We start from the raw sequence: 11,444 nt of genomic DNA on the forward strand, positions 1-11,444 counted from the left end.
CCGACTGCCCTGACTCGCACGATTCGCGCAGACCAGGGGCTCGTACCCGGCCGATGGCCGGCCGGACTCGGAACACCTGCGGGTACCGGGCACATGCGGGGACCAGGCACGTGCGGGTGCCGGACACGTGCAGGTACCGGACACGTGCGGGCACCGGACACATGCGGGTACCGGGACCCGCGCGGAGTCCCGGTACCCGTGTGCGTGTTGTGCGACCTGTTCATCGATGCCGTTCCGCGCAGCCCTTGTTTGGACCACGCGCCTGTAGCTCCTCGAGCGAGCGCACATGCCGCCCCGCCCGGCGCCGCTCGCCCATCAGGCGTCGGCCCGCGTTTCCGGCGCCGCTCACCGGCTAGGCGTCAGCCGATCCGCCGGGCGTCAGCCGATCCGCCGGGAGTCAGCCGATCCGCCGGGAGTCCGCGCCCGTCAGGTCCTGATCTCCTCAGGTCCTGGCCTGCTCAGGTCCCGATCTGCTCAGGTCCCGGTCTGCGCGCTCTCGGAGCTGAGCTCCTTGCGGTCCACGTGCGTGGCGTCGACCGTGGTGCGGTCGGTGTGCTCGGCGCTGCGGTTGCCCGCGCTGCCGATCGCGATCTTCCTCGGCTTCGTGCGCTCGGAGATCGGGATGCGCAGGGTCAGGACACCCGCGTCGTAGTCGGCGCGGATGTTCTCCGCGTCCAGGGCGTCGCCCAGGAACAGCTGCCGGGAGAACACGCCCAGCGGTCGCTCCGACACCACCATCTCGACCAGGCCCGACTGCTCGACCTCGCTCGGCTGCCCCGCCGCACCCGACTGCCTGGCCACGCCCGACTGCCCGGTCCCCCGGTCGCCTGCCTCAGCGCCGGCCCGCGAACCGCTCGCCCGCGAGGCGTCGACCCCCGCGGCATCCGCCCGCGAAGCCCCAGCCGCAACCCGCCCCAGGTGGTTCGGCCTGCGCTCGGCCTTCACCGTGAGCACGTTCCGCTCCACGTCCAGCTCGATCGCGTCCGCCGCCACCCCCGGCAGGTCGAACTCGACCACGAACTCGTCCCCGACCCGGTAGGCGTCCATCGGCATCATCGCCGGCCGCGACCACGTGCCGCCCTGTCCACCGGACCCGAGGCCACCCACCCCCCGCAGCACCTGCTGCGCGAAGCGGTCCAGCTCCCGGAAGGGGTCGGTGCGCATCAACATCGAGAACCACCTCCACGTATCGACTACCGGTCAATGCGCTGTGCCACCAAGGCTACCGCGTCATCACAACGTTGACAACCCCGCTCGTCATCAAAAGGACGACAAATCTCAGAACCACCGCCCCAGCGCCGCCGCCACCCCGTCCTCCGCCAACGTCCCGGTCACCACGTCGGCCGCCGCGCGCACCCCCTCGGGCGCCTGCCCCATGGCCCCCCCGCACCCGGCCCACCGCAGCATCGCCACGTCGTTGTGCCCGTCGCCGATCGCCGCCGTGTCCGCCCGGTCGACCCCCAGTTCCCGCCGCAGCCGCTCCAGCTCGGCCCCCTTCGACACCCCCTCGGGCACCACGGTCAACCACGCCTCCACGTGGTCCGAGGTCCACGTGGCGCCGGGCAGCCTGATTCCGGACATCCGGGCCGCCAGCTCCCCCGGCTCCCGCCCCGCCCACCGCGCGACCAGTCGCGACGTCGGCTCCGCCGTGAACTCCCCGACCCCGACCTCCCGCACGTCCCCGGACAGGTCCCCCTCGGCCCACCGCCCGAGCGCCAGGCTCCCCACCCCGACGACCTCGCTCGCGAACACCGCCCCCGGCAGCGCCTCCCGCAGCACCGCCAGCGCCGCCGCCGCGTCGAACACCGACCGCCGCACCGCCGCCCCCGCCCGGACGTCCCACCACACCGCCCCGTTCGAGCACAGCAGCGTCCCGCCCACCCCGAGCCGCTCCGCCACGCCCAGGGTCCCGAGCACGCTCCGCCCGGTGGACAGCACCACCCGCGCCCCGCTCGCCACGGCCCGCCCGACCGCGTCCAGGACGGCGGGCGAGACCTCGTCGCTCCCGGTCGGCACGAGGGTTCCGTCGATGTCCAGCGCGATCAGGCGAGGTGTCCGCTCCATCCGGCCACCCTAAGTGAGCCCTCCTCGGGAAAACCGCCGGAACGGCCACTGGCCCCGATTAATGAACCATGGTTCAATAACCCGCGTGGCCCGCCCCAAGTCCATCACCGACGAACGCCTCCTGAAGGCGACCGGCGACGTCATCAACCGCGAGGGCCCGGACTTCACGATGGCCCAGGTCGCCGCCGAGGCGAAGGTCTCCGTCGGCACCCTCGCCACCCGGTTCGGCTCCAAGAGCGGCCTGCTCCAAGCCCTCAGCAGGCGCGAGATCGCCCAGGTCGGCGACCGGATGCGCGCCGCCGCCGAGGGCCTGCCGCCCCTGGAGGGCCTCAGGGCCGCCCTCACCGCCTGGTTCTTCGAGGGCACCCCGGACCCGGCGACGGCGGGCAACCACCTCGCCCAGCTGGGCGTGGACCTCATGGACCCGGCCCTGCGCGCCCTGCTCGCCGACCTGCACGTCGCGATCGAGACCGCCCTGCGCGACCTGGTCGCGGCGGTCGACCTGCCGGGCGCGCCGGAACCGGACCGGGCGGCGCGGGTGCTGCACGCCCTGGTCTCCGGCGCGACCCTGGACTGGTCGATCCGACCTAACGGCGGGCTGGTCGACCGGATGCTGCACGACGTGGACGCGGTGCTGGACGCCTGGGGACGTCCCTGACCGGGGCGGCCACCCGAGCAAGGCAACCGAACGACAAGGGGAGAGCATGACTTTGCAGGGCAAGGTCGCCGCGGTCACCGGCGCGACGCGCGGCGCGGGCCGGGCGATCGCCGTCGAGCTGGGCGCGGCGGGCGCCACGGTCTTCGTCGGCGGGCGCACCACCCGCGAGAGCCGGTCGCCGATCGGCCGCACCGAGACCATCGAGGAGACCGCCGAGCTGGTCACCGCCGCAGGGGGCACCGGCATCGCGGTGCGCTGCGACTTCACCGACCCCGCCGACGTGGACGCGTTCCGCGACCGGATCGAGGCCGAGCGCGGCGGGCGGCTCGACGTCCTCGTCGACGACGTCTGGGGCGGCGAGCTCGACGTGGAGTTCGCCCCCTTCTGGGAGCAGGACCTCGAAGCCCAGCTGCGCATGTGGGACAACAGCGTCCGCGCGCACCTGGTCTCCCTGCACCGCCTCCTGCCGCTGCTGATCCGCAGGCCGGGGGGCCTGCTGGTCGAGGTCACCGACGGCGACACCGACGACCACTACCCCGGCACCCTGGCCTACGACTCGGTCAAGGTCGCGATCCGCCGCTTCGGCCGGGTGCTGGCCAAGGAGCTGGAGCCGCACGGCTGCACCTCGGTCGCCGCCACCCCCGGCTTCCTGCGCTCGGAGCAGATGCTGGAGCACTTCGGCGTCACCGAGGCCACCTGGCGCGACGCGATCGCCAAGGAGCCGCACTACGCCCTCTCGGAGACCCCGCACTACCTGGGCCGGGGCCTGGCCGCGCTGGCCGCCGACCCGGACAGGCACCGGTTCACCGGCCAGGCGCTCGCGTCCTGGACGCTCATGCGCGAGTACGGCTTCACCGACCTGGACGGCTCCAAGCCGGACTGGGGCCGCTGGAACGACGACGTCGTGAAGCCCGAGCGGGACCCCGGCGACTTCGACGCCGAGGACTACCGCTAGACCACACCGGTCCGGCGGCCCGACCGGGGCCGCCGGACCGGCGCTCACACGTCGCCCGGCCGCACCAGCCCGGTCTCGTCGGCCAGCACCACCGCCTGCACCCGGTCCCGCAGCTCCAGCTTCGCCAGGATGCGCCCCACGTGCGTCTTCACCGTCGCCTCGGACAGGAACAGCTTCCGCGCGATCTCCGTGTTCGACATGCCCTTGGCGATCAGCACCAGCACCTCGCGCTCCCGCTCGGTCAGCGCGTCCAGCACCGACGCGTCGCGCAGCGTCCCGCCGCCCTCGCCGAGGAACCGCCCCAGCAGCCGCTTGGTCACGCTCGGCGACACCACGGCGTCCCCGCTGGCCACCGCCCGCAGCGCCGACACCAGGTCGGCGGGCGGCGTGTCCTTGAGCAGGAACCCGCTGGCCCCGCTGCGCAGCGCGGACAGCGCGTACTCGTCCATGTCGAACGTGGTCATGACCAGCACCCGCGCCGTCCCGGCCTCGGTGATCCGCTTGGTCGCCTCGACCCCGTCGAGCACGGGCATCCGCACGTCCATCAGCACCACGTCGGGGCGCAGCTGCTCGGCCATGTGCACGGCGTCGAGCCCGTCCCCCGCCTCACCGACGACGCTGATGTCCTCCTGCGCGTTGAGCACCATGCGGAAACCCATCCGCATGAGCTCCTGGTCGTCGACGAGCAACACCTGGATCATGGTCAGCCACCTTAGGTCCCCGCCGGAGCGCCGGCTCCGCGAACACCGCTCACGCGGGCACGAGCGGCAGGTCGACCCTGACCCGCCACCCGCCTCCGGGGTTGGGCCCGGCCTCCAGCCGACCCCCCAGCACCCCGGCCCGCTCCCTCATCCCGATCAGCCCGTTGCCGCCGGACAGCTCCACCAGGTCGTGGGGCGTGCCGAAGCCGTCGTCCACCACCTCGACCAGCACCCGCTCCGGACCGCAGTCCACCCGCACCACCGCGCTCGCCCCGCTGCCCGCGTGCTTGAGCGTGTTGGTCAGCGCCTCCTGCACGATCCGGTACACGCCCAGCCCGAGCCCGGCGGGCAGCACGCCCAGGTCGCCGCTGACCACCAGGGTCACCGGCAGCCCGGAGGCGCGCAGCGCCTCGGCCAGCTCCCGCAGGTCGCCCGCGCCCGGCTGCGGCGCCCACTGCGCGCCCGACCCGTCCTCGCTGCGCAGCACGCCCAGCAGCCTGCGCAGCTCGGCCAGCGCCTGCCGCCCGGTGTCGGAGATGGTGCGCACGGCGGCCTCGGCCAGCTCGGGCTGCGTCCGGATCGCGTACCCGGCGCCGTCGGCCTGCACCACCATCACGCTCACCGCGTGCGCCACCACGTCGTGCAGCTCCCGCGCGATCCGCGACCGCTCCTCGCCCACCGCGATCCTGGCCTGCTGCCCGCGCTCCAGCTCCAGCAGCCGGAGCCGCTGCTCCAGCTCGGAGTGGTAGGCGCGGCGCGCGCCGACGAACTCGCCCAGCGCCCAGCTGAACCCGAACACCGGGGCGATCACGAACAGCATCATCACGCCCGCGGGGCCGCCCATGGCGGTCACCGCCCACAGGACGCTGCCCACCGACAGCGCGGCCAGGTAGAGCAGGCTCGGCCGCCTGCCCACGAACACGACCATCGTGTAGAGCGCGACGGCGAGCGCCATGTCGGCGGGCCGGAGCGGCAGCCCGCCTGGGTCGTCCACGGCGCCGTGGGTGAACAGCTGGACCCAGGCGCCCAGCAGGATCAGGGCGCTGGTCGTCCTCGGGTACCTGCGGCGCACCGGCAGCGGGCCGATCATCAGCACCAGCACGGTGAGCCAGGCCGCGCCGGAGACCCCGGACGTCACGACCCCGGCGTCCTCCGCGGGGACCTGGCGCGGCAGTCCGGCGGCGGCGAGGGTGAGCAGGTCGAACATGAAGAGCACCCCGGCGATCAGGGTGTCCCCGAACGCGGGGTGCGCTCGCATCCACATGCTCAGCTGCCGCACGTGGACCAGGTTAGGCAGAGCCCGCGACCGCCGCGTCGCGCTGCGGTCTGAGCCCCCCTCCTACCACGGGTTGACCCCGGTCGAGCGGTGCGAACCGCTCGACCGGGGTCACCGGGTCTGCTCCCGTGCTACCGCTTGGTGTGCACGGTGAACGGGTCGGCCTTGTGCTCGGCCCGCTGCGCGGCCACCTCGGACTGCTCCACGACGGACGGCTGCGCCACCGGCTGCTCGCCCGCCCTCGGCGCGGGCGCGCCCGCCTGGGGGACACCGGTCTGCGGCACGCCCGCCTGCGGCGTCACGGGCTGGGCCGCGCCGGCCTGCGCCACGCCCGGCTGCGGGAGCCCGGACGGCGGGGTGCTGCCGCGCGGCGTCTCCGGCTCGGCCACCAGCGGCTGCTGGACGCCCTGCGCGGGGGTGGTCGGCGCCGCGAGCGGCTCCTGCGCCACCGGCGCGGCCTCCGGCCCCGGCGTGGTCCGCTCGACGATGCGCTTGCGCAGCCCCACCGGGCCGTTCTCCTGCTCGAACCGCCTGCTCTCCCGCGCCATCTCGTCCGCGAGCTGCTGCTGGATCTGCCGGTCGCGGATGCGCGCCAGGATCACCATCGTCGCGGCGTGCACCGCCGCCAGCACCAGCAGCATGATCCCGAGCTGCACCACCACGTTCTGCACGGGGTCGCCCGTGTCCGGCGTGATCAGCGAGACCAGCGCCAGCAGCCCGAACATCACGAGGTGGAACAGCACGGTCGCCAGCCGCGTCATCGACGCCGCCGCCTCCGGGTCGCCGTAAGCCCGGTTCATGTAGCCCCGACCGCTCCGGTAGATCAACTGGCCGTCGATCAGCACCAGCACCACACCGAGCAGCAGGAACACGGCATACCCCTGGTCCATGTCTCCACAGCCTCTCTCTACCCGACGCTCACGGTGAGTCGTGTACCCGTGACTCGCGGGGGTGTAACCCGATTCCCGTTCGAGCGGGCAGCCGACCGGTCCAGCGACGATCAGCAGCGGTTATGGCGGGGCTCGGGAAACCCGGCGGCGGCAACCGTTCCGGGGTGTCAGCCGTTCGGACGTGGCACGATTCGGGGGTGACAGGTCAGGCGAGGTACGCGGGTCCGCTCTCTGCGGCTGTGGCGTCGCTGTGCACAGGCCTCGGCCCGCACGTCTCCCCGCGCACCGCCGCCGGACTGCGCGGCGTGCTCGCCAGGCTGGCCGCGCCGCTCCAGGTCGCGGTCGCCGGGCGCATCAAGTCGGGCAAGTCCACGCTGGTCAACGCGCTGATCGGCCGCCGCGTCGCGCCGACCGACGTCGGCGAGTGCACCCGCCTGGTCACCCGCTACCAGTACGGCACGGTCGACCGGGTCGAGGTCGTCCTCGCCGACGGCCGCAAGCAGGTGCTCCCGTTCGACGCGGAGGGCATGGTGCCCGCCCAGCTGGGCGTCGACCTCACGACCGTCTCGCACGTCGAGGCGTTCCTGACCAACGCGGTGCTGCGCGACCTGACCGTCATCGACACCCCCGGCCTCGGCTCGCTCGACGCCGACTCGGTCGCCCGCACCGAGGCCGTGCTGCACCACGGCGGGCTCGACCCGGTGTCCAGGGGCGCGGTCGCGGGCGCCGAGGCCGTCCTCTACGTCTTCACCCAGGGCGTGCGCGTGGACGACCGGCAGGCGCTGGCCGCGTTCACCGCCGCGACGGCGGGCCGCGAGGCGGGCCCGGCCAACGCGATCGCCGTGCTCAACAAGGCCGACACCATCGCCCCCGAGACCGTGGACGGCGCGGACGGCGACGTGTGGAAGGCCGCCCTGCTGCTCGCCGAGCGGCAGGCCAAGACGCTCAAGCCCAGGGTCGCCGACGTGCTGCCGGTCATCGGGCTGGTCGCCGAGTCCGCCGAGACCGGCGGCTTCTCCTCGGCCGACGCCGACGCGCTACGCAGGCTCGCCGAGCTGGACCCGGCCACCCGCGAGACCATGCTGATGTCCGCCGACCTGTTCACCGCCTGGGAGTGCGACGTCCCGCAGGGCGCCAGGGCCAGGCTGCTGGAGCGGCTGGACCTGCACGGCGTGCGCACCGCGCTGGAGGCGGTGGACGCCGAACCGGCCATCACGGCGGGCGCGCTGCGCCGCAAGCTGCTCGACGCGTCCGGGCTGGACGGGGTGCGCGGCAAGCTCAACGCGGTGTTCCGCGCCCGCGCCGACGGCATCAAGGCCGCCGCCGCGCTCGCCTCGGTGAGCGCGCTCGCCGCGGCGTCCGGCGACCCCGGCGAGCGGCAGCGCGTGCACAACGCCATCGAGGTGCTGCTGGCCAAGCCGGAGGCGCACCAGCTGCGGCTGCTGGAGGCGCTGACCCTGGTCGCGTCCGGCGCGGTCGGGATGCCGGTCGACCTGGCCGAGGAGGTCCTGCGGTTCGGCGCCTCGGCCGACCCGGTGGAGCAGCTGGGCATGGTGGGCAGGCCGCCCGAGGCGGTGGCGGCGTACGCGCTGGAGCGCGCCGGGTGGTGGCGCTCGTTCGCCTCGTTCGGGGCGACGCCCGCGCAGAGCCGGGTCGCGCACGTCGTGCACCGGGCGTACTTCTTGATCTGGCAGCAGGTGCGGGGGCACCAGCGGGTTCGGGGGCGGCGATGACGTGGGGCGGCGGTGGAACGGAACCGGGCCGGGGGGCGTCGGAGCCGGACGTGGAGACCATCGCGGGTGAACTGCTCGACCAGGCGCTCGCCGAGCGGCGCGCCCTGGTCCAGCTGTGCCTGTACGCGCTGGACCGCGCCCGCAGCTCGGGCGTCGTCGAGCGCATCGAGGAGGGCCTGTCGGCCATCGGCGTGACCGCGCTGCGGCCGGACGGCGAGCGGTTCGACCCGTCCGTGCACGAGGCGGGCGGCGTGGTGCCCACCGACGACGTCACGCTCGACGGCCTGGTCGCCGAGACCGAGGTGGTCGGCTTCGCCGACCGCGGGCGCACGCTCCGCGCGCCGATCGTCACCGTCTACACGGCCCGATGACCACCCCGCAGCCGCTGCCGCTGCCGCAGCTCGTCCGCCGGACGCGGGAGAAGCTGACCGCGCTGGTGCGCTCGGTCGACCCGGCCGCCGCCGAGCTCGTGGACACCCGGCGCGGCGGGAAGGCGTCGGTGGTCGTGGTCGGCGAGACCAACCGGGGCAAGAGCTCCCTGGTCAACGCCCTGCTCGCCACGCCCGGCCTGTCCCCGGTGGACGCCGAGGTCGCCACCGCCGCGTACCTGGTCCTCGGGCACGGCGAGCGGTGGGCGTGCCGCGCGCGCTACGCGGGCGGCGCCCCGCCGGTCGAGTTCGACCGCTCCCAGCTCATCGCCTGGGTCTCCGCCGCGCACGAGCTGCCCGAGGGCGCGCTGCCGCCGAGGTCGGTGGAGGTGGACGCCCCGATCCCGTTGCTGGAGCGGCTCACGATCGTGGACACCCCCGGTGTCGGCGGGCTGGACTCCGCGCACGGCGAGCTGGCGGCCGAGGCGGCGGCGGACGCGACGGCGCTGCTGTTCGTCGTGGACGCCTCCGCGCCGTTCACCAGGGGCGAGCTGGAGTTCCTGCGGTCGGTCGGCGAGCGGGTCGAGACGGTCGTGTTCGCGCTGACCAAGGTCGACCAGTTCCGGGGGTGGCGCGAGGTGGTCGAGGCGGACCGGGCGCTGCTGGCGCAGCACGCGCCGAGGTTCGCCGGGGCGGTGTTCCACCCGGTGTCGGCGCGGATGTTCGAGATGGCCGCGAAGGCCCCGAACCCGGACGCGGCGGCGATGCTGCGCGAGCGGTCCGGCATCGGGGAGCTCCAGGCGGCGCTGCAGGAGCTGGTGGTCGGCCGGGCCGCGATGCTCGGCGAGGCGAACGGGCTGCGCGCGCTCGCCACCGTGCTGGACGAGCTGGTGGCCGTGGCCGAGGCGGACCTGCGGGCGCTGTCGGCGGGCGAGGAGCAGGCCGAGGTGCTGCGGGGGCGGCGCGACGAGCTGAACTCGCAGCGCAGGTCGTCCACGCGGAGCTGGCAGGTCAAGCTGCGCGGCGAGGTGCAGCGGGCGCGCGTGGAGGGCAACCACGAGGTGGCCAGGCAGGTGCGGGACCTCCAGACGTGGTTCCGCACCGCGATCGACGCCGCCGACCGGGACCAGCTGGTGGCGCTGCCGGGTCAGGTGGACGCGGCGCTGCAGGTCGTGTCGTCGAGGATCAGCGCGGGGCTCGGGCACCGGTTGGGGAAGGTCGCGGACCTGGCGCTGGCGGACCTGTTCACGCCGGACGAGATGGCGGTGATCCGGGGCCAGTTCGCGCGCGGCGTCACCCCGCCGATCGTGCTGCGCCCGCCGGAGAGGCGCACGCCCACCGCCGAGGACAAGCTGCTGGTGTTCATGGGCATCTCGGGCGGGCTGGGCGCGGGCCGGTTGGCCGCCCTGCCGCTGGCGGGGCTGGGCATCGGCGCGCTGAACCCGGTCGTGCTGCCCGCGACGCTGGTGATCGGGCTGGGCGCGGGGTGGTGGATGGCGCGCACGCGCAAGCACTCGGCGGACAAGCAGCACATCAAGCAGTGGCTGTCGGACTCGATCGCCGACGCGCGGTCCACCCTGGACCAGCTGGTGGCCGAGCAGCTGATCGAGGTCGAGCAGCAGCTGTCGCTGGCGCTGGACGACGCGCTCGCCAAGCGGGTCGAGGCGATCGAGGCGGAGCTGCGCGAGGTGGACCGCGCGCTGCGCATGGAGGCGGGCGAGCGCACCCGCGCGGTCCAGGCGGCGACGAGGCAGGCGGCGGAGCTGCGCGCGGGGCGCGTGAAGGTGGACGAGCTGTTGGCCCGGATCAGGGCGTTGCGAGACCGCGCGTGAAGGCGGACCAGGCGGCGGCGCTGAAGCGGAACGCGGGACCGGTGGGGTTCTTGGAGTCCCGGACGCCGACGGTGGCGCCCGCGTGCTGGACCTCGACGCACGCGTTGCTGCCCGCCGAGCTGTGACTGCTCTTGTGCCACCCGGTGAAGCGGACTTCGACGCATCCGTTGCTGCCCGCCGAGCTGTAGGTGCTCTTGAACCAGCCGGTGTCGCGGGTCATGACGCGTCCTTCCTCACCAGGTCGATCAGCAGTTCTCGGGTGTTCTCTCGGCTGAGCGCAAGTTCCTCGACCCGGTCATACATTCGTTGCATCGTTGCGAGGTCTTCGGGCTGATCGTAGTAGGTGCACGGTCCGTAGAGCAGCGGGGCGAAGCTGACCGGTGACGATTCCTGGAAGTCCAGCAGCACCAAGCCGCCGCCCAGCGCAGGGTTGTCCACCGCGCTGTTCAACACGACCCGGATCGTCAGGTTCTCGTGCCGTTCCAGCAGTTGCAGCAGGTGCAGCACCTGGCCGCGCATGATCGAGGCGCTGCCCACGATGTGCTCCAAGGAGTCCTCGGTGAAGATCACCGTGATGTCCTTGGGATCGCTGCACTCCAGTACCCGGCGCTGGTGGTCCAGCCGGAACGAGATCCGATTGCCGGTCTCCTCCTCGGATGGCTCCCAGTAGATCGAGTTTCCCGCGTTCATGATCGCTTGGAGGTAGTCCGGCGATTGCAGCAAGCCGGGGATCACGCCGCACTCGTACCAGCTGATCCGGCTCGCCGCGACCTGCATCTCCACCAAGCGCTGGAACGGTTCCGGCAGCGTGTCGACGTACCCGCGTCGCACCGACCGCCGTCGCGCGGCCGTGCCCAGCGCGAGGATCGTGCTCCGCTCGTTGCCCTGGACGCCGTAGAAGTCCAGCAGCTTCAGCAGTTCCTCCGTCCCGAGGCTGCCTTTGCCGTTCTCGACCTGGCTCAGCCGC

12 protein-coding genes are annotated in these 11,444 nt (G+C 73.6%); 5 read left to right on the forward strand and 7 right to left on the reverse strand.

Features of this window, described 5'->3' with window-relative positions; genetic code table 11:
• Positions 1-474: 474 nt before the first annotated feature.
• Both ACTUAL_RS07780 and ACTUAL_RS07785 read right to left on the reverse strand, forming a co-directional pair.
• Positions 475-1,170: an Hsp20/alpha crystallin family protein gene (locus tag ACTUAL_RS07780; protein WP_440899770.1), complete on the reverse strand. Its 696-nt coding sequence runs from the start codon at positions 1,168-1,170 to the stop codon at positions 475-477.
• Between the two features lie 108 nt (positions 1,171-1,278).
• The gene (locus tag ACTUAL_RS07785; RefSeq protein ID WP_440899771.1) at positions 1,279-2,064 is read right to left on the reverse strand and encodes an HAD family hydrolase; all 786 of its coding nucleotides are present in this window, start codon (positions 2,062-2,064) and stop codon (positions 1,279-1,281) included.
• Between the two features lie 85 nt (positions 2,065-2,149).
• Between ACTUAL_RS07785 and ACTUAL_RS07790 the strand changes: the two genes are divergently transcribed.
• Positions 2,150-2,722, forward strand: coding sequence for a TetR/AcrR family transcriptional regulator (locus tag ACTUAL_RS07790; RefSeq protein WP_096497465.1), 573 nt, complete (start codon positions 2,150-2,152; stop codon positions 2,720-2,722).
• Positions 2,723-2,768: 46 nt separating this feature from the next.
• Positions 2,769-3,677, forward strand: a complete 909-nt coding sequence (locus ACTUAL_RS07795) for an SDR family oxidoreductase (protein ID WP_096497464.1) — start codon at positions 2,769-2,771, stop codon at positions 3,675-3,677.
• 44 nt (positions 3,678-3,721) lie between these two features.
• Here ACTUAL_RS07795 and ACTUAL_RS07800 read toward each other — a convergent pair whose 3' ends face one another.
• The 3 genes from ACTUAL_RS07800 to ACTUAL_RS07810 all read right to left on the reverse strand — a co-directional run bounded on the left by ACTUAL_RS07800 (position 3,722) and on the right by ACTUAL_RS07810 (position 6,544).
• Positions 3,722-4,378, reverse strand: a complete 657-nt coding sequence (locus ACTUAL_RS07800; RefSeq protein WP_440899772.1) for a response regulator — start codon at positions 4,376-4,378, stop codon at positions 3,722-3,724.
• Between the two features lie 49 nt (positions 4,379-4,427).
• Positions 4,428-5,636 (reverse strand): sensor histidine kinase, encoded by a 1,209-nt coding sequence (locus tag ACTUAL_RS07805; protein WP_096498144.1) that lies wholly within the window; start codon positions 5,634-5,636, stop codon positions 4,428-4,430.
• Positions 5,637-5,785: 149 nt separating this feature from the next.
• A complete protein-coding gene (locus ACTUAL_RS07810; protein WP_157767962.1) occupies positions 5,786-6,544 on the reverse strand; it encodes a hypothetical protein in 759 nt (252 codons plus the stop codon).
• A 239-nt stretch (positions 6,545-6,783) separates the two neighbouring features.
• Between ACTUAL_RS07810 and ACTUAL_RS07815 the strand changes: the two genes are divergently transcribed.
• The 3 genes from ACTUAL_RS07815 to ACTUAL_RS07825 are packed head-to-tail and all read left to right on the forward strand — an operon-like array spanning position 6,784 to position 10,477.
• Complete coding sequence (locus tag ACTUAL_RS07815; RefSeq protein WP_309142035.1) at positions 6,784-8,277, forward strand: dynamin family protein; 1,494 nt, start codon at positions 6,784-6,786, stop codon at positions 8,275-8,277.
• Positions 8,274-8,648 (forward strand): nucleotide exchange factor GrpE, encoded by a 375-nt coding sequence (gene grpE, locus ACTUAL_RS07820; RefSeq protein ID WP_096497461.1) that lies wholly within the window; start codon positions 8,274-8,276, stop codon positions 8,646-8,648. The genes ACTUAL_RS07815 and grpE overlap by 4 nt, the downstream gene beginning before the upstream one ends.
• Positions 8,645-10,477, forward strand: a complete 1,833-nt coding sequence (locus ACTUAL_RS07825) for a dynamin family protein (protein ID WP_440899773.1) — start codon at positions 8,645-8,647, stop codon at positions 10,475-10,477. Before grpE ends, ACTUAL_RS07825 begins: the two co-directional genes overlap by 4 nt.
• On the opposite strand, the gene ACTUAL_RS07830 is transcribed toward ACTUAL_RS07825, so the two are convergent.
• Complete coding sequence (locus tag ACTUAL_RS07830; protein ID WP_440899774.1) at positions 10,452-10,697, reverse strand: DUF397 domain-containing protein; 246 nt, start codon at positions 10,695-10,697, stop codon at positions 10,452-10,454. The genes ACTUAL_RS07825 and ACTUAL_RS07830 overlap by 26 nt on opposite strands.
• Positions 10,694-11,444 (reverse strand): DUF5753 domain-containing protein (locus ACTUAL_RS07835; RefSeq protein WP_440899775.1); only part of this gene is annotated, 751 nt, incomplete at its 5' end. The genes ACTUAL_RS07830 and ACTUAL_RS07835, both read right to left, overlap by 4 nt.

It is taken from the genome of Actinosynnema sp. (assembly GCF_052038725.1).

What these genes read in the sequence shown, in the direction of transcription:
- ACTUAL_RS07830 (WP_440899774.1), bottom strand. Translation starts at nt 10,697, where the DNA reads ATGACCCGCGACACCGGCTGGTTCAAGAGCACCTACAGCTCGGCGGGC.
- ACTUAL_RS07780 (WP_440899770.1), bottom strand. Translation starts at nt 1,170, where the DNA reads ATGTTGATGCGCACCGACCCCTTCCGGGAGCTGGACCGCTTCGCGCAG.
- ACTUAL_RS07785 (WP_440899771.1), bottom strand. Translation starts at nt 2,064, where the DNA reads ATGGAGCGGACACCTCGCCTGATCGCGCTGGACATCGACGGAACCCTC.
- ACTUAL_RS07805 (WP_096498144.1), bottom strand. Translation starts at nt 5,636, where the DNA reads ATGCGAGCGCACCCCGCGTTCGGGGACACCCTGATCGCCGGGGTGCTC.
- grpE (WP_096497461.1), top strand. Translation starts at nt 8,274, where the DNA reads ATGACGTGGGGCGGCGGTGGAACGGAACCGGGCCGGGGGGCGTCGGAG.
- ACTUAL_RS07795 (WP_096497464.1), top strand. Translation starts at nt 2,769, where the DNA reads ATGACTTTGCAGGGCAAGGTCGCCGCGGTCACCGGCGCGACGCGCGGC.
- ACTUAL_RS07825 (WP_440899773.1), top strand. Translation starts at nt 8,645, where the DNA reads ATGACCACCCCGCAGCCGCTGCCGCTGCCGCAGCTCGTCCGCCGGACG.
- ACTUAL_RS07800 (WP_440899772.1), bottom strand. Translation starts at nt 4,378, where the DNA reads ATGATCCAGGTGTTGCTCGTCGACGACCAGGAGCTCATGCGGATGGGT.
- ACTUAL_RS07810 (WP_157767962.1), bottom strand. Translation starts at nt 6,544, where the DNA reads ATGGACCAGGGGTATGCCGTGTTCCTGCTGCTCGGTGTGGTGCTGGTG.